Source organism: Vibrio owensii (assembly GCF_002021755.1).
Lineage (GTDB): Bacteria > Pseudomonadota > Gammaproteobacteria > Enterobacterales > Vibrionaceae > Vibrio > Vibrio owensii.
On record NZ_CP019960.1, the window covers coordinates 85,237 to 103,354 of the forward strand.

Genomic DNA, 18,118 nt, shown 5'->3' on the forward strand with positions numbered 1-18,118 from the left:
GTTTTGGCTCGGGGCATTTTATCCTTACCGATTTCTAAGATGGAAAAAGCCGCCAGAGCTTGGAGTATGAGATGAGCGACTCAATAGAAAAGGAATTGCAGAAGTTTGAGCTGCCCACGCGCACTGATTTTCCGTGGGTAACCGCCACAATTACAGTGTTTGGCGTGGTGTTGTCTGCTTTGCACATTTGGTTTAATACCTTATCGACGTTACCAGAGTTATGGATTTCCGCGACCCACTTTGCTGGCTTTGCGGTGATTTGTGCGCTTTGGTATCCGGCTCATATCTCTCTCAAGCAGAGTAAGATGGCACTCGGCATCGATGTGTTAATTGCTATGGGCGCGGTCGCGTGTTTGCTCTACATTCCCTATGCAGAAGATGCGCTGTATGAACGCGGTGTGAAGTTCGTGACCAGCGATTGGGTCTTCGCCATCATGGCAATCCTGATCGTGATTGAGCTGATCCGACGCACCATGGGCTGGTTTATTCCAGTGCTGATTGTGGTGTGTCTGAGTTACGTTGTGCTTTGGGGTAAGTGGGCGACAGGTATTTTCCACTTCCCGGGTTTGAGCATGGAAACCTTGCTCTACCGCAGCTTCTATTCTTCTGAGGGCATGTTTGGTTCTATCTCGCGCATCAGCTGGACTTTCGTATTCATGTTCATTCTGTTTGGTGCGTTTCTCGTTCGCTCCGGTGTTGGTGATTACATCATCAATGTGGCACGTGCTGCGGCAGGCAAAATCATCGGCGGTCCGGGTTTTATTGCGGTGATTGGCTCCGGTTTGATGGGCTCAGTATCGGGCTCTAGTGTGGCAAATACGGTTTCAACCGGTGTTATCAGTATTCCTTTGATGCAAAAAGCAGGTTTCCCTTCGCGCTTTGCGGCGGGGGTTGAAGCTGCGGCGTCAACAGGTGGTCAGTTGATGCCACCAGTGATGGGGGCGGGTGCTTTCATCATGGCGTCTTACACGCAAATTCCTTATGTTGATATCATTGCGGTTTCTTTCATTCCTGCTCTTATCTATTTCTTGTCTGTTGCGTTCTTCGTACGTATCGAAGCCAAACGCAGCGGCGTTCAAAAAATCACGACCAGTGATGAGTCTCTACTGAAAGTGCTGATCAGTGGTTGGCACAACCTTATCCCTCTGGCGGTTTTAGTTACTTTGTTGGTTCAAGGTTTTACACCGACTTACGCTGCGGGCTTGTCGATCATTTCTGTGGTGGTGGCTTCTTGGTTCTCGAAAGATCATAAGATGGGACCAAAAGCGATCATCGAAGCACTTTCGCAAGGCGCGAAAAACATGGCGACAACTGCCGTATTGCTGGTGGGTATTGGTCTGGTGATCAATGTGATCAGCACAACGGGTATCGGCAACACCTTCTCACTGATGATCGACGGTTGGGCGAATGGCGACTTGTTCATCATGATCGTTCTGATTGCGCTCGCTTCTCTTGTTTTGGGTATGGGTTTACCTGTTACAGCGGCGTATATTGTATTGGGAACACTGTCTGCCCCTGCGCTTTACAAGTTGATTGCGGAAAACCAATTGCTTGAATTGATGGTATCGGGTCAATTGCCTGAACAAGCAAAAGCCATCTTCATGTTGGCGGCGCCAGAAAAGTTGGAACTGCTTAACGCACCAATGGCGTTGGAAACCGCAAAAGAAATGGTGGCGCTAGTGCCTGCGGACTTTATGGAAACCCTACTAGAGCAAAGTTTGGGTATGGAAGCGGTAGGCTTGGCGTTGCTGGCTGCTCACCTCATCATCTTCTGGTTATCGCAAGACAGCAACGTTACTCCTCCAGTGTGTTTGACCGCCTTTGCTGCGGCAACCATCGCGAAAACACCGCCAATGCGCACTGGTTTGATGGCGTGGAAAATTGCCAAAGGTTTGTATCTTGTACCGCTGTTGATTGCTTACACAGGCTTAGTCAGTTGGGATGTGACGTCAGTGATTACCGTGGGCTTCTTTGCCATCATCGGTACCTATGCATTGATTGGTGCGATTGAAGGCTACTTGGAAGGTCCTCTAAACATTCTGACGCGTCTCTTGTTGGTAGTGGTGGGTACATTGCTGGTTTGGCACGACATCCCAATGTTGGTTCGTGTGGCAAGCTGCGCGGTATTTGTCGCGGTGTTCATTTACAGTGGTCGCAAGTTCAAATTGCAACAATCTCAACTATCGGTTTTATAAGAGGTCGTATGAAATCAGTCTATGACTACATCATTGTTGGTGGCGGTATCGTTGGTGTGTCGACGGCATGGCAGCTGCAGCAACGTCACCCAAACAAATCCATTTTATTGGTTGAGAAAGAGTCCGGTTTTGCCAAGCATCAAACCGGACACAACAGCGGTGTGATTCATGCCGGGGTGTACTACGCACCGGGCAGCTTAAAAGCCGATTTTTGTAAGCGTGGGGTAGAGCGAACCATTTCGTTCTGTGCCGAGCACGATATTCCGGTGGAGAACTGTGGCAAGTTACTGGTTGCGACCAATGAGCAAGAAGTCGAACGCATGAATGCCCTCTATGAGCGCTGCCATGTCAACGGCATCGACGTAAAGCTACTCGATGAAGTTCAACTCAAGCTGGCTGAGCCAAACATCACGGGCTTGGGCGCGATTTATGTCAAAACCACCAGTATTGTCGATTATCGTTTGGTCACGGAGCAGATGGCGGAAGAGTTCAAAAAGCTCGGCGGTCAAATCAGTCTGAGAACCAAAGTGGTGGCTGCCGAAGAGAAAGACGAAGAAGTTCAATTGACCTGCATTTCAGACGGGCAAACCATGCAGCTCAATGCCAAATTCTTGGTCACTTGCAGCGGCTTGATGGCGGATCGCATGACGAAGATGATGTCTATTCCAACCGATTTCCAAATCATCCCTTATCGTGGTGAATACTACCGTTTAGATAGCAAACACGACCAAGTGGTGAACCATCTTATTTATCCAATTCCAGACCCTGATTTGCCATTCTTGGGTGTCCACCTAACTCGCATGATTGATGGCAGTGTGACCGTTGGTCCAAATGCGGTGCAAGGCTGGAAGCGAGAAGGGTACGACAAGGTTAATTTCAGCTTGCAAGATACCATGCAAATGCTCAGTTTCTCCGGCTTTTGGAAGGTGACACAAAAGCATCTAAAAACCGGATTGGATGAGTTTAAGAACTCGTGGTGGAAGCCGGGCTATCTCAAGTTGGTCAACAAATATTGCCCAAGCATCAAGGTCGACGATCTCAAACCATATCCCGCGGGTATTCGTGCGCAAGCAGTGTTATCCGATGGCACTTTAGTTCATGACTTCTTGTTTGCCGAGAGCGCAAGAAGCCTACACGTTTGCAACGCACCCTCACCCGCAGCGACATCTGCAATGCCGATTGGGGAATACATTTGCGATAAAGTGAATGAGAAGATAGAAGCGAAAACGGTATAAAACAAAGGCGACGTAACTGTCGCCTTTGTTGTATTTGAATCTGGGAATTAGGAGTTGCCATCTTTAGGGCAGAGTTCGCCCTTCTTGGCGTGCCTTTCTATCATGTAATCGCCGCGAGCACTGTGCAGGACAATCGCGTTCCAGACTTCTCCATCTTTGAGCTCAAACTCCATCGCATAGTGTGTACCGCCGACGATTTGAGTTCTGACATCATTGATTTGCTTTAGCTTATCCGTCGCATTCATTTGATGCAGAATCATGCTGAGTGAGCGCTCTGCATCCGGTGTCACTTTCGCCACTTGCCAACCTCCAGGGACACCGCCTTTCGAGCTACAGATGGCTTGCATTTTCTTCTTCAAACCAGGAGACATTTGCTTGTCTACGGCCAATGCGTTACCTGCAAATGAAAAAGCGGCCAACGACATCATCGCGGTCCACATCATCCTTAACTTCATAATCCACTCCATTGTTTTGTTATTGATTGAGTATAAGCACGCCTTTCACGGTTTACATAATAGCAAGGTCTTCTGCGCCAACAGATAAATACGTAATGGGGGAGTTAAACAGGCTAAAAACGATCGCTTTTGATAGCGGCTCGTAACATTCTTTAGAGGAGGAGACGTTATGAGTCTGAAGCATTTTTTTGAAAAGGTCTCACCAAAGTTTGAACCGGGAGGCCAATACCACAAGTTCTATCCACTCTTCGAAGCTGTTGAAACCCTTTTTTACACGCCGGGTAAAGTGAACCACGGCGTTACCCATGTTCGAGACAGCATCGATTTGAAGCGCATCATGATCATGGTGTGGTTGGCCGTATTCCCTGCGATGTTTTGGGGCATGTATAACATCGGTCAGCAATCCAGTGATGCTTTGCTGTACGGCCTTGACCAAGCTGCCGCTCAACAAGCCATTGATGCCTCCTGGGGACTGAGTTGGGTTTGGGGTTCAGTAGAAGCTGCCAGCCAAGCGGGTTGGGCGAGTAAAATGCTGGTCGGTGCAACCTACTTTTTGCCTGTCTACGCGACTGTGTTTGTGGTTGGTGGCTTCTGGGAAGTGCTGTTTGCTATTGTCCGCAAGCACGAGGTGAATGAAGGCTTCTTTGTTAGCTCCATTCTGTTTGCGTTAATTCTCCCGCCCACCATTCCGTTGTGGCAAGCCGCGTTAGGTATCACTTTTGGCATCGTGGTAGCGAAAGAGATCTTCGGCGGTACGGGACGTAACTTCTTAAATCCCGCATTGGCAGGGCGTGCGTTCTTGTACTTCGCCTATCCTGCGAATATGTCTGGCGGTGCTGTTTGGATCGCGGCAGATGGTTATTCTGGCGCTACACCGCTGAGCCAATGGTATGAAGGTGGTCAAAGTGCTTTGACGAATAACATGACAGGCCAGCCTATCTCTTGGGTGGACGCTTTCGTCGGTAATTTGCCGGGATCTATGGGAGAAGTCTCGACCCTGCTGATCGCGCTTACAGGTTTGGTGCTTATCTTTATGAAGATCGCGTCGTGGCGGATTGTTGCGGGTGTCTTTGTCGGCTTAGCCGTGACGTCGTTACTGCTTAATGCTATTGGTTCGAATACGAATCCTATGTTCTCTATGCCTTTCTATTGGCACTTTGTGATTGGTGGTGTCGCGTTCGGTACTTTCTTTATGGCCACCGACCCCGTATCGGCTGCCTTCACCAATGGTGGTAAATGGGCTTACGGGATCTTGATTGGTGTGATGACGATATTTATCCGAGTGCTCAACCCTGCTTACCCAGAGGGCATCATGCTTGCCATTTTGTTCGCTAACTTGTTTGCGCCGTTGTTTGATTACATGGTGAAAGAGCAGAATATAAAACGTAGAGTCAAGCGCCGTGCCACAGGGTGATTTGCAATAAGTAGCCCTAGTTATATTGAGGTTTCCACCTGCAACTGGTTGCCAATAAGTCCTTAAAAACTTGGAATTTTATAGTTTATTGGTATGAAAAATGAGGGCGGGTTCACTGAAAATTGTTTAAATCTTGCTCTATAGTAAAAAGGTCAGCGGCGCAGTGTCACTGACCTTTACTTTATTTAGATCAGGAGGACGAGAATGACGAGAATTAAGGATATTCTTGATAGCCGTTTAGTGCTGTCGTTCTGGTATAACCTCGATTACGGTTTGTCCCTTCTCAGTAAAATCTCTCTTCGTTAATTTCCTCAATGCGCCCGCATTGAACCTTTCTATTTTTATAATAAAAATCAATAAATTGAAGCAGATTGCGCTTGTTCGCGCAAAGCAATGCGTATAAGGAAATTAATAATGAAACGTATCCCAGAACCGTTCCGCATTAAAATGGTTGAGCCAATTAAAATGACGACATTGGCTGACAGAGAGATTGCCCTTAAACAAGCAGGTTTTAACCCATTTCTTCTTCGCAGTGATGATGTTTACATCGACCTGCTGACCGACTCTGGCACTGGTGCTATGAGTGACAATCAGTGGGCAGGCATCATGATGGGTGATGAGTCCTACGCGGGGAGTCGCAACTACTACAACTTGTGTGATGCAGTAGAGCATTTTTTTGGTTACAAGCTTACTGTGCCAGCACACCAAGGCCGTGGTGCCGAGCAAATCTTATTCCCAGCTCTGATTGAGCGTATGCGTCAGGTTCGTGGAGGTGAGACTCCAGTGTTCATCTCTAACTACCATTTCGATACTACAGCGGGCCACATTGAACTCAATGGCGGTAAAGCAATAAACGTAGTGACGGAAGAAGCGTTCGATACGACAACGCCATACGACTGGAAGGGTAACTTTGACCTCAATAAGCTGGTGGCAACGATTGAAGAACATGGTTCTCATAACATCTGTGCGATCATCACCACGGTTACGTGTAATAGCTCAGGCGGTCAGCCTGTGTCGATGGAAAATATGCGCAGCGTGTACGAAATCGCAACCAAGTACGACATCCCTGTGGTGATTGATTCAGCTCGCTACTGCGAGAACGCTTACTTTATCAAGCAGCGTGAAGCGGGTTACGAGAACAAGTCTATTCTGGAAATCATCCGTGAGATGTACCAATACGGCGATATGCTCACCATGTCAGCGAAGAAAGACCCAATGGTGAACATTGGTGGTATGTGTTGTATTCGCGATCACCAAGAGCTATTCCAAGCGGTACAAACACGATGCGTTCCGATGGAAGGCTTTGTGACTTACGGTGGTATGGCGGGCCGTGATATGGAAGCTTTGGCTCGTGGTCTGTATGAAGGCGCTGATGAAGATTACCTTCACTACCGCATCAGCCAAGTTCAGTACTTGGGTGAGCGTCTGCGCGAAGGTGGCATTCCAATCCAATACCCAACAGGTGGTCATGCCGTCTTTGTTGATGCGGCTAAGATTTTGCCTCATATCCCACCAGAGCAATTCCCTGCACAAGTGTTGTGTAATGCTTTGTACTTAGAGGCGGGGATTCGAGCGGTAGAGATTGGTTCGCTGTTGCTTGGTCGAGATCCGGAAACAGGTGAACAGAAAGCTTCTGAGCTGGAGTTGATGCGTTTGACCATTCCGCGTCGTGTGTATACCAACGACCATATGGACTACATCGCCGATGCAATCATTGAGTTGAAGGACCGAGCGCATGAGTTGAAGGGGTTAACCTTTGATTACGAGCCGCCAGTGCTTCGTCACTTCACTGCACGTTTTCATAATATTGAATAAAATGGGTTTCTAGAAAAGCAAAAGGCTGCGGTGTTCGCAGCCTTTTTCATCTTTGCCGTTTGCGATTACGCTAGCTCTAGCGTGATTCGCACAAATTGCTCGTCTTGATACAACACTTCGTAATTGAAGGTGTTATTCGCATAAATACTACCTAGGAACAACGAACGTTGGCTCATTGGCCCGCGGAAAAGCATCGAAATTGGTGCGATCAAGGCATTATTGTCGTCGAAATGTTGGTTTAAATTCTCTGACAACACACACAGCAAGCAGCCATGTTGGTCGTGGGAGAGATCCACATCTTCCGGACGAGAAAGTAGTACAGTTGTACCCAGCTTTTTCTCAACTTCATTGATCAACAGTAGGTAACTGTCGAGGTGAGGCTGTGGGTTTCCTGGTTTATCGGCACCTACACAACGTTCGAGTAAGGCTTCTAAATTGCCATTTTCCCCTTTTGCCTGTTGAGTCAGAGACTTTAATGGCTTTTTAATCAGTTTGTAGCGATTGCTTTTTAGTTTCGGTTTTAACCACTTCTGGAGCAGGTCGTTACGTTCTTTTAAGGGGATAATTCGCGATGACGCGTGGATTTTGAAGTGCAGGTGTAATAAAGCGTGCACCGCAAGTTCGCTAAGTAATTGATTAGCGTCCGCGGATTGTTTTGCCTGCTTAGAACTTTGCATTACACTCTAAATTTCTTTGTAAAGAAAGGAATGGTGCCGAGAGAGGGACTCGAACCCTCACACCAAAGGCACTAGCACCTCATGCTAGCGTGTCTACCAATTTCACCATCTCGGCATCATGATGCTCTGAATACACAGAGGCTTCGGAATGAAGCGTTCCAAATTGTATATCCAAAATCCATAGATTGGCGAGAGCAAAATTGCTCATTTTTGGTCTTTGGTGTTCAACTGAACATTTATTGTTCATTTTTAGCCATTTCATCCTATCTTTCCCTCCTAATACCCCTATTTTCACTACAAGTATGACCATAAAAAGGCATCTTTGCTCAAATTATGAACGCTTGAACGTTTGCGTAAATAAATGTGATGAAACTCTCGTTTTGATGGCTATACTTGCGACCCGTTTAAGCGGGAATTAGGGTTCGTTGTTCAGGACCCTTACCCATACAAGCCGTCACATGGAGCGAGATGAGTTACTAACTCTCTAGCAGTGAATGACCCCACGGACCGGACCAGCTACGTTCAATTGCTTGTATAAGGTAAAAATAAGATGTCGAACTATCCGTTCTTCCTCCAATCTGGATCTGCGAGTGCATTGTCACTCGATACGTTGTCTCTTTCTTCTGCCAATGCTTTTGGCGCTCCTTTCTTTTTCAACGTTCAGTAGGTCCGATTCATGAGTGTTCTATTTAGTCTATTTGGTATTGTTGCACTACTAGGTTGTGCGTTCCTGCTGTCAGAGAGCCGTTCTTCAATCAATTGGAAAACCGTGTCTCGAGCATTGTTGCTTCAAATGGGTTTTGCAGCTTTAGTGCTTTATTTCCCTTGGGGGCAAGCGGCACTGGCGAGTTTGAGTAGTGGTGTTGCAGGGTTATTAAGTTTTGCCGATGAAGGCATCAAATTCCTCTTTGGTGACCTTGCTTCTACTGGCTTCATCTTCGCGGTTCGCGTTCTTCCTATCATTATCTTCTTCAGCGCTCTTATCTCTGCCCTTTACTACTTGGGTATCATGCAAAAAGTGATTCAATTTATCGGTGGTGCAATCCAAAAATTCTTGGGTACCAGCAAAGCAGAATCTCTTGTTGCAACAGGTAACATCTTCCTATCTCAAGGTGAATCGCCACTTCTTATCCGTCCTTTCTTGCAAAACATGACTCGTTCAGAACTGTTCGCGGTAATGGCGGGTGGTATGGCATCAGTGGCAGGTAGTGTTCTAGGTGGTTACGCAGGCCTAGGTGTAGAGCTGAAATACCTAATTGCAGCAAGCTTCATGGCAGCTCCAGGTAGCTTGTTGATGGCAAAAATCATTGTGCCAGAGCGTCAAACACCAAGCGATTACAACAACATCGAGCTAGACAAATCAGAAGAAAGCAACGTGATCGACGCGCTAGCAAGCGGTGCGATGGGCGGTATGAAAGTCGCGGTTGCGGTAGGTACAATGCTAATCGCGTTTGTGAGTGTGATTGCGATGGTGAACACCGGTCTAGAAAACCTAGGTGAAATGTTCGGCTTTGCGGGTATCACGCTACAGGCAATCTTTGGCTACCTATTTGCTCCTCTTGCTTGGTTGATTGGTGTGCCTAGTCACGAAGTTCTAGCGGCAGGTTCTTACATCGGTCAGAAAATCGTAATGAATGAATTCGTGGCATTCATCGACTTCGTACAACACAAAGCAACACTGACTGAACACACACAAGTGATCATCACGTTTGCACTGTGTGGCTTCGCAAACATCGGTTCTATTGCCATTCAACTTGGTTCTATCGGTGTGATGGCTCCTGAGCGTCGTAAAGACGTAGCGAACATGGGTCTGAAAGCGGTAGCAGCAGGCACGCTAGCTAACCTAATGAGTGCATGTTTGGCGGGTATCTTTATCTCGCTATAAAGGAATACCAGCTCATAAAATACTTTAATGAAACCCGCCAATTTGGTGGGTTTTATTTTATTAGGCTACCGAATGAGAGGTTGGTTAAATATTTAAGAGTACATCGCTCTGTATTATTCATTTCTGAGTCATTTGCTCCTTATATCGAATAGTATTGCCGTACGGTTTGGGCTTACTTTCTAATTTGTTAATATGACAAGGAGGAAGAGCGTGACGTCAAAAGTCGTATCGGTGGTGCTTGCCGATAGAGAGCGGACAGGGCTAGGGCCTCTCACAGAAACATGTTGTAAATCGGTCACGCAGTTTGCGGGATCTCATCGTTTGATTGATTTTGCCTTGAGCAATCTGATTCAGGCAGGCGTTAAACGAAATCTGGTTTTGACCCGCTTTCATTGTGCTGCGTTGAACACTCACATTGAGCAGGCGTGGCAAAACTATCAAGCACGCATTGAACTGCTTGAGCCGACTTATCCTCAAACTACTTATCCTCAGACTCGGCTTTTGCCTGCATTGGAACAAAATTGGACCGATGTACTGTTGCAGAATCTTGATTCGATTAATCATCCGACCGATGAGCATGTATTGTTGGTTGGTGGTGAGCAAATTCATCGCAACTACATTGCCTCGTTACTTCAATACCACCAAATCCAAAAAGCAGAACTGACTTTGGTTGTCGTACAGGTGCCAATCGAGCAAGCCTCGAAATATCATGTCGTAGAACTGGATGCTCAACGTCAAGTTGTGAGTATTCAACATCAACCAGAACATCCTGCAGAAATACCAAACAAGCCGGGCTTTGCCATGGTGCTGACAGAGAACTATCTCTTCCAACGTCCAGTGTTAGTAAAGGGATTGTTTACCAACGCGAAAAAGCTCGATGGTCAGCATGATCTGACTAAGGATATTGTTGGTCTAATGGCTCGTCGTGTGAAGGTTGAGTTGTTTGATCTCGGAGTTCTTTATTCAGAGCAAACGCCTATGTATTGGCATGGATTGAATAACGTTGACGACTATTGGCGTGCACAAATGATGTTGTTGACGGAAAACCACCGTTTGAAAAAATCTCAATCAGAGCCGCTATTAAGTGAAAAAGCGCAGTCAGATAGACCTTGTCAACGCAATGAAATTGACGGCATTAAAGTGCGCATTAAAGACAGTTACATCGCGTCAGGGTGCAACATTGAAGGGGCTTGTTCTATCCGCTCAGTGATTGGTGTTGACTGTGACTTGGGCAGAAACAGTATCCTGCATGAAGCGGTGCTTATGGGGCGCTGCCAAGTTGGGGCGAATAGCCGAATTACCCGTGCAATCATCGAAGAAGATGTTCATATTGCTCCGGGCACGGTCATTGGAGAAAAGCCGGAAAAAGACAGTGAGCAATTCTTCATTACCGAGGGTGGACTTGTGGTGATCCCAAGGGGCAGTCGCGTCGGGTTTGAAAGTGAACTTGCGCCTCTGCACGAGAATTACCCCGAAGGCGTTACAGCCAACACTTTCTAATAAAGGTATGGTGGTTTCTAAAGAAGGTTCTACCAAAAGACAATTTGTTGTCTATTCTAATTTATAAAGATAAATAAAATTCTAAATTACAATAAGTTGGCTAGGAGAGAGCATGCAGTTTGAACGCGCTCATTTTGCAGATGCACTAAAACATTTCAGGAAAAAATCTAAATATTCGCAAGATGCCTTGGCCGAGTTACTTTCTTCCGCTCATCGTGTGTTTTCAAGTTTGAATCAAGCCACACTCAGTCAGTGGGAAAGGGGGCGAATAGAACCGACATTGTTACGCCGCCTAGGTATCGCTCACTTCTTTCAGCAGCCTTATCATTACGATGAGCAAGAGCTAAAAAGCGTCAAGAAGGCATTGCAACACCCGGTTAACTTTCAGAACTTAAGCACTGTGTACGATTATGAGATTACTCATCGTAGCCATGTCGCTTTTGAAAAGCTGGACGAAGATGACAAACAGTTGATTTGTGAGTCACATCATCGACAAAACGGCAGTGCGGTGACGGATACATTAGACGCTCTGCATCTCACGCAACCAAAGGTATTTTGCTTCTACTACAAAAAAATGCTGGTGGGGCACATTCTTTATGAACAAAAGCAGAACGCGATTTATCTGGTGAGTGTGGTGTTTCTCACGAAAACCATCCGAACGGCATTGCTTTCCCATATTGCTGAAATCAGTAAAGGTTTGACGGTTTACTTCCCGATCCGAGACCACAGTTTGAATCAGTTTATGGAAGACTGCTTTTTAGAGAAGTGTTGTTATAGCCACAGCGTCACGTTTTATGCAGGAACCAGTGAGCAGTTTTTTGAGAATCCGATGATCTTAAGCGTCATGCAAGGGTTTCAGGACTTTCGTTTAGTACGCTACGAGCAAGTAACAAAAAAGCAGAGTTAACCACTCTGCTTTTTAGTGATTGCTGTTGCTGTTCGTTTATCGCGACTGTTCAGTCTTCTTTGGCATGAGACCATAAGGCAGGGATTCAAAGGCGTAAGGCTGGTTTTTCACTGTCGGTGCTTGATGCACACCTTGCCAATCAAGCAGCATAATCGCCAGTACGTTGCGGTGTTCTCCGTATTTTAGATCGTAATCGCCTTCTACAGAGGGAATCATGCCTTGTTCGGTATTGATGGCGCCTTGAATCGCCTGACGTGTTTTATCAACCACCGGATCGTCATCTAAGCCAGCCAACAAGAAAGTAATCCCAACCTCCGCTATCACGTCTTCTTTTGAACGTAGGATGATGGTGTCGATGTTGTCGCGAAAGTAGTCATAAATCCATTGGTGATCCGCTTCATTCACCTGCTTTTGGTAGTATTGTGAATCGCCAAAGATGATGTGTGTCATACCATAAATTTTGTTGCTGTATTGCTGAGGTGACAGCTTCTTGTCTTGGCTATCAGGATACGTGCTACGAAAGGCTTTGGTAAACTGAGCCACCACATCTTGCTCTCCAAGTTGCCGTAACCAATACACCTGATTCGCTAACTGCGCAGCCCATGCTTCAATCATCTCTGGATCAGTGGCGTATCGAGAGAAATCATAGCGTCGCAAGACACTTCTCAAGGTCTTATCTTGCTTGTGTTTTAAGCCATATTCATCTGCTCTCGCCATTGCCCCTAGCAAATCCACGCCTAAATAAAAATATTCTGGCTGGTGCTTGGTCACGGTATAGCGGCGCTGACCTCTTTCATCTTCTTGGTCGTGGTAATTCGCGAGGCGCTCTTCTGAATAGAGGAAGATCTGTTCTTGAGTGGTGACATCGCTGGCAAAATGGTTCAGGCGACTGGCGACTTGTGCCATGTCTGTCCAAACGGCTGGAAGGTATTTGTCATCTAAGGTTTGGCGATACATTCGAAGGCCAAAGTGCCCTTCACGAAACGCAGGCAGTGTGTAGAGCCGCGATTCATAGGTATCTTTAATTAACTGAGCGGATTGTGAATAGGTCAAAACAGGAGACTCTTGCGCGGCTTGCACTTGGAAAGCCAGTGAGCATGAAAGCAACACGGCTAAGCTGAGAGGTTTGATACGCATAAACACATTCCGTTAGAAAGCTAGAATTCAAACCTACCATCAATGCTTATTTGCTATGTAATAACTCAGTCAATAGTTGGTCACGATATGGCGGAAAGTCAGATTAATACGTTCGCCTTTTGGTTTGGCTGTTTTTGGCACTGCATGCTTCCAGTGGTGCTGAAGCTCACCCGCCATAATAAGTAATGAACCGTGGCTAAGTTCATATTCTATTTGGGTTTTACAATGTAAATTTCGCAGTAAAAATCGACGGGTTTCACCGAGGTTAATCGATGCGATAACAGGATTTTTCCCTAGTTCTGGCTCGTTGTCTTGGTGCCATCCCATGGAGTCTTGTCCATTGCGATATAAGTTGGCTAATACTGAGTTGAACTGCACTTCAGCGATGGCCTCACTGCGCGACTTAAGTTCTGTGAGTTCAGGTGTCCAAGGATGTGGTGCCATGGTTAATCCTGAATAGGTGTAATCCACATCGCCGTGCCAAGCTTGTAAGCGAGGTTGCAAGACGGAACGACCAAACATTATGATGCTTTCTTGTTGCCAAGGTAAGGTAGAGCGGAGTTGCGAAAAGTAGCGATCAGCGTCTAATTGACTCAGAAAGTTAGGATCATAGTAGATCTTTCCCTGTGCTACTTCTTGCCAAAATGAGCTTTTAAATAAATCACCTTGTACTTGCATCTCACTTTACCTGTCTCATTTATAAAAAGGTTCGATATTTATTACCTTTCCGATAAGTATTGGTTATTCTTAAATTAAATAAGTATTTTAACAATAAATATAAAGCTTCGTGGCGAATCGCTACGAGCTAGTGGGGAACAAATGCGTTATTCACCCAGAAAACAGTGTTATTTTGCATTGTTCTTCCTCACTTTTTTTGCCTTGTCTGTCGGGGTTATCGAGCTGTTGCACCGAAACCAGCAAAACCTCCATCAAGAGCGAGTTCAAGTTGAGGCCAAAGAACAACTTTCCATTCTCCGTTCCAATTTGGAAGCGGAACTCATGGCTGACATCTACAACGCGAGCACACTTGCCACTCTCATCACTTTGCTACCCAACGAAGAAGAGCGCAAGCTGAATATCGCGGTTAACCGTATCCTGAACAAGAGTAAGCGCATTTCCGTTATTGGCATTGCGGAAAACGACATCGTTCGTTATCTCTTCCCTCTTCAAGGCAATGAGAGCGTTTTAGGTCTCGATTATCGCACCGTTCCTGAGCAATGGGTCCAAGTACAAAAGGCCAAAGACATTGGAGAGATATTCATAGCGGGGCCAGTTAAGTTGGTGCAAGGCGGGTTAGGGCTGATTGTGCGTGTGCCCGTTTTTCGAGATCCGCCTTTTAATGATGATTATTGGGGGGTGATCAGCGCTGTGATTGATTTTGACAGCTTGCTCCGAGAAACCGGTGTGATTGATTTCTCTTACCGCTATCACATGACTATCAGCGGGTACGATAGCGGAGGTGAATTCGGTGATGTATTTTTCGGCCAGCCAAGCAAAAGCGGGCAAATATACGCAAAAGAGCAGGTTCACTTCCCATACGGAGGATGGAGCCTCGCCGTTTACTCGGATGACCGGTTAGAGCAGCAAGTGCCTTGGTATATTTTACAATTGGCTCGCTTAGTCGGTTATCCCATCGTGTTAGCGATGAGTATTGCGTTGATTGTGATTTACCGCTTATACATCGTCGCCGACAGCCGAGCGTTGCACGATGAGCTAACGCAATTGCCAAATCGACGCTATTTTATGCAGTCATACAAGCAACAGTTCGAAATCGCGAAGCGCTACAAAAAGCGTTACAGCTTCGCTTTGATCAACATCGATCTCGACCATTTCAAACACATCAATGATACCTATGGTCATGATGCGGGCGATAAAGTGCTGGTGGCGTGTGCAGAGAGGATCAAAAGCAGTCTGCGTCGCTCTGATATTGTGGCGCGGATGGGCGGTGATGAGTTCTTGGTGGTTGTACACAATCCAAAGACGGAAGAGAACATTCAAGCCTTGTTGAAGAAACTGAGATTTGCATTGTGCTCAACGCCAGTTATTTATGACGAAGAGCTGATCTATTTACGAACCAGTATGGGCTACGCCATGTTTGATCCAGAAATGACCTCACCGCAGCAGATGATGAAAATCGCAGACGAGCGTATGTATCAACAAAAACACTATGGCGGGTAGCGTTTAAAACAAAGTAGGCTTGTAAAGCAACGTCTATAAGTGAAATGCAACGTTAGAATACAGACAGTTAGAGCCTCGTATACCTACGGGGCTTTTTCATTTTGACAGTCTTTCTTATTTAAACGCTGATTTGCTGATAAAGGGATTAGTAGCAATGTGTGCAGTAGCATATTTTGCATTGATTTGCATTTTGCAACTGCGATTTGCAAAATGTGTGCTCAATAAAGCACCAATATGCATCAAGATCGAAGAAAAAACGGAGTTTTAAAAGTTGGCACGCATCGTGCTTTATACAGAGTGACCCTTATTAAGCCGAGGGTCACCTAGCCAACTGACGTTGTTAGTGAATACACATTGTTCACAGATATATACCGCCAATCACCTTTATTGTGATTGGCGTTTTTTCTTTCTAGAGGTCAAGAATTTGCACCTCATCGCCCGCTTCCCCTGAATCGCCACATTTGTTGTAACAGCTTGGCTGTCTTGGACACACCGCACCTCTCGAACAAATCAATCGAGCTTGAGTTTGAATCCCACGTTCAATCCAGTTGATGTTGAGTATCTTAGCTATCGTGGTGAGATCTTTCTTAATGTGCTGAGGAATCACAGTACTACCGCCTGACGATACACATAGAGACTTCAACTCTTCTGCAATCGCAATAGCATCGCCACCTTGGGCTGAAATCGCAGGGTTGAGGTCTATACCTGCACACAGAACACGATTGTTACCGGCTGGGTCGAAGACGTTGACCGATTCACAGCAGTAGATACGCGGCTCATTACCGACATTTAGAATCGAAATTTGTGCAGAGCTGGTATCCAGTGGTTGGGACAAGCGACGGAATACTGCCCAATGCTGACAAGGGTCGTTTACCTTGCGCATGTTACCCCAAGGAAGCGGGATACCATTACCGCGATACACGGCTTTGAGTTTGCCCGGACCATAAGCATCGAAGTAATGCCAGTGCGGGTAGGGCGATACCACCGTCATGCGACGCATTGCGACCGAAGGGGAGACGCCAGCTTTTTTATGAACATCGATTTCATAGCCAGAGCGGTCAAGCAACTGACGAAATGGCACTTTTGGACACAGTAAGGCACCGGCAAAGAAGCTTGACTCAAAATCGCGCCATGCTTGCAGAATGTCTTGTGAGTTGAGCTCAGAGTTCGATACTTGTGAGCCACTTTGCTCCCAGTTGTTTTGATGCCCAATAGACAGCACGTTACTCATACCATCACTGCTGTGCAGCACCCGATGGCCGATGTACACGGCTAAGTCGTACTTCAAACGTGTTGGGTAATCACGCATGCGTTTGTTGAGGTAAATCGTCCCTGGCGCTTCCATAAACGACGTAATCAACTGCTTGGCACTCACGCCAAGCTCATCAATCACATCTTGTGGTGCGCGGTCTACCCAACGAATATCCAACCCCATGCTTTTTGCAATGTCGATCAGATCTTCCACTGACAGATTCAGTCGCTTTAAGCCCACTTCTTCCGCTGCCCGTTCTAAGTCTGGGAAGTGGTTTTGGTGGTTTTCTTGGTGTGCTCGAATCAAGAGATGAGCAAACTGCCGCCCTGTGATACCAGTTTGGGAGAGCATTTCTGGTATCGCGATTTGCAAGATATCGTTAGAGAACAGGAAGCTAGGTTCGAGCGCCATCCCGTTAATGCCGCCACGATTACCTTTGTTGGGCGTGATGGCCTCTAGCTCTGGCTCATCATCTAAGAACCAAGCGGGTTCTTTTTGGAAAACTTCGGCGATAACTTCCAACATATCGATGCTCGGTACGCGTTTTCCACGTTCGATCATCGACAGATAAGAAACCGACGGCGCGTATTCAGGATTGATCCTAACGCAGCGCGCAGACAAATCTTCCATCGTTAAATGGTTATTCTTCCTTAGGTTACGAATTTTCGTCCCTAAGAAGTGTGATTGGCGGATAAGACTTTTTGACACAGACATTTTGTAAAATTCACATTGTAAAATTTTTGTTGTGAAATTGTAGTCAAAATTTCGCTAGTCTACATAATGAGCAGGCAAGGAAATTAACCATCCACTTCACAGATTTGCCTGAAACTTAAACGGAAGTTTTAAGTTTTTACTCTAGGAAGAGTGTTTAAGTGCGAGGAAACGACGATGAATATGCTGAATTTCGATAAAAAAGACATCCAACAACAAGAACGCCCATTTATCGCTGAAGCCGTATTTGCCGTCGAGGCGGTAAGTGCTGAGCAGCAGAGCGAGAAACAAGTTAAGGCGAAGCAACTACTAGACCGTATGTTCCCACTGGAGAACGGTTCTCACCAAGATGTATCAAGCTACGTGATCGACTACCGCCATGTTATGGCTTACTTCAAAGACGGTACCCACAGCGGTCTGAAAAGCCCAAAGCATTTTGTAGCGTACACAGGTGAGAAAGAAGACCCTAAATCGATTCTGTTTAAAGACGAATCAGGTAGCCACGCAGAAGTGATGTTTGGTTGTCACAAAGGCACAGGTTGTGTGGAGTTGATGGACATCGACGATATCCAATTGGAGACACGCACCACCTTTAGTCCTGAACTAACCGGCAATGCACCAACTGCGATGCGCCACTGGATCAGCCTAATCAAAGGCGATAAGAAAGGTAAACCAATGGCATGCAGTGAAGACAAAGAATACACCGCGAAGAACGGCGATGATTACTTCTTAAGCTACTGCTACAGCATTGATTAAT

The 18,118-nt window shown here is 46.3% G+C and carries 14 protein-coding genes and 1 tRNA gene; 9 read left to right on the forward strand and 6 right to left on the reverse strand.

Annotated elements, in window-relative coordinates; genetic code table 11:
- Positions 1-71 precede the first annotated feature (71 nt).
- Together A9237_RS16985 and lhgO are read left to right on the forward strand one after the other, a co-directional pair.
- Complete coding sequence (locus A9237_RS16985) at positions 72-2,195, forward strand: TRAP transporter permease (protein ID WP_078608787.1); 2,124 nt, start codon at positions 72-74, stop codon at positions 2,193-2,195.
- A gap of 8 nt (positions 2,196-2,203) precedes the next feature.
- Positions 2,204-3,430, forward strand: coding sequence for an L-2-hydroxyglutarate oxidase (gene lhgO / locus A9237_RS16990; protein WP_078608788.1), 1,227 nt, complete (start codon positions 2,204-2,206; stop codon positions 3,428-3,430).
- 47 nt (positions 3,431-3,477) lie between these two features.
- Here the strand turns inward: lhgO and A9237_RS16995 are convergent, their stop codons facing one another.
- Positions 3,478-3,885: a cystatin gene (locus tag A9237_RS16995; protein WP_078608789.1), complete on the reverse strand. Its 408-nt coding sequence runs from the start codon at positions 3,883-3,885 to the stop codon at positions 3,478-3,480.
- 169 nt (positions 3,886-4,054) lie between these two features.
- Between A9237_RS16995 and A9237_RS17000 the strand changes: the two genes are divergently transcribed.
- Positions 4,055-5,299, forward strand: coding sequence for an NADH:ubiquinone reductase (Na(+)-transporting) subunit B (locus tag A9237_RS17000; protein WP_078608790.1), 1,245 nt, complete (start codon positions 4,055-4,057; stop codon positions 5,297-5,299).
- A gap of 414 nt (positions 5,300-5,713) precedes the next feature.
- Positions 5,714-7,114 carry a tryptophanase gene (locus tag A9237_RS17005; protein WP_009705100.1) on the forward strand — a complete coding sequence of 467 codons (1,401 nt, stop codon included), beginning with the start codon at positions 5,714-5,716 and terminating at the stop codon, positions 7,112-7,114.
- 65 nt (positions 7,115-7,179) lie between these two features.
- Here A9237_RS17005 and A9237_RS17010 read toward each other — a convergent pair whose 3' ends face one another.
- Together A9237_RS17010 and A9237_RS17015 are read right to left on the reverse strand one after the other, a co-directional pair.
- Complete coding sequence (locus A9237_RS17010; RefSeq protein WP_005438213.1) at positions 7,180-7,791, reverse strand: DUF2913 family protein; 612 nt, start codon at positions 7,789-7,791, stop codon at positions 7,180-7,182.
- 31 nt (positions 7,792-7,822) lie between these two features.
- A tRNA-Leu gene (locus tag A9237_RS17015) sits at positions 7,823-7,906 on the reverse strand.
- Between the two features lie 561 nt (positions 7,907-8,467).
- Here A9237_RS17015 and A9237_RS17025 point away from each other — a divergent pair.
- The 3 genes from A9237_RS17025 to A9237_RS17035 all read left to right on the forward strand — a co-directional run bounded on the left by A9237_RS17025 (position 8,468) and on the right by A9237_RS17035 (position 12,083).
- Positions 8,468-9,676 carry a NupC/NupG family nucleoside CNT transporter gene (locus tag A9237_RS17025; RefSeq protein ID WP_005438212.1) on the forward strand — a complete coding sequence of 403 codons (1,209 nt, stop codon included), beginning with the start codon at positions 8,468-8,470 and terminating at the stop codon, positions 9,674-9,676.
- Between the two features lie 210 nt (positions 9,677-9,886).
- Complete coding sequence (locus A9237_RS17030) at positions 9,887-11,176, forward strand: sugar phosphate nucleotidyltransferase (RefSeq protein ID WP_078608792.1); 1,290 nt, start codon at positions 9,887-9,889, stop codon at positions 11,174-11,176.
- Between the two features lie 112 nt (positions 11,177-11,288).
- A complete protein-coding gene (locus A9237_RS17035) occupies positions 11,289-12,083 on the forward strand; it encodes a helix-turn-helix domain-containing protein (protein WP_009705097.1) in 795 nt (264 codons plus the stop codon).
- A gap of 36 nt (positions 12,084-12,119) precedes the next feature.
- Here the strand turns inward: A9237_RS17035 and A9237_RS17040 are convergent, their stop codons facing one another.
- Together A9237_RS17040 and A9237_RS17045 are read right to left on the reverse strand one after the other, a co-directional pair.
- Positions 12,120-13,220: a DUF3541 domain-containing protein gene (locus tag A9237_RS17040; RefSeq protein WP_009705096.1), complete on the reverse strand. Its 1,101-nt coding sequence runs from the start codon at positions 13,218-13,220 to the stop codon at positions 12,120-12,122.
- 69 nt (positions 13,221-13,289) lie between these two features.
- The gene (locus A9237_RS17045; protein WP_078608793.1) at positions 13,290-13,898 is read right to left on the reverse strand and encodes an alpha-ketoglutarate-dependent dioxygenase AlkB family protein; all 609 of its coding nucleotides are present in this window, start codon (positions 13,896-13,898) and stop codon (positions 13,290-13,292) included.
- A 141-nt stretch (positions 13,899-14,039) separates the two neighbouring features.
- Here A9237_RS17045 and A9237_RS17050 point away from each other — a divergent pair, with 141 nt between their 5' ends.
- Positions 14,040-15,398: a diguanylate cyclase gene (locus A9237_RS17050; RefSeq protein WP_078608794.1), complete on the forward strand. Its 1,359-nt coding sequence runs from the start codon at positions 14,040-14,042 to the stop codon at positions 15,396-15,398.
- A 409-nt stretch (positions 15,399-15,807) separates the two neighbouring features.
- Here the strand turns inward: A9237_RS17050 and A9237_RS17055 are convergent, their stop codons facing one another.
- Positions 15,808-17,364 (reverse strand): DUF3612 domain-containing protein, encoded by a 1,557-nt coding sequence (locus A9237_RS17055; protein WP_005438205.1) that lies wholly within the window; start codon positions 17,362-17,364, stop codon positions 15,808-15,810.
- A 174-nt stretch (positions 17,365-17,538) separates the two neighbouring features.
- Between A9237_RS17055 and A9237_RS17060 the strand changes: the two genes are divergently transcribed.
- Positions 17,539-18,117, forward strand: coding sequence for an aldolase/citrate lyase/malate synthase family protein (locus A9237_RS17060; protein WP_005438204.1), 579 nt, complete (start codon positions 17,539-17,541; stop codon positions 18,115-18,117).
- Position 18,118: the final 1 nt, after the last annotated feature.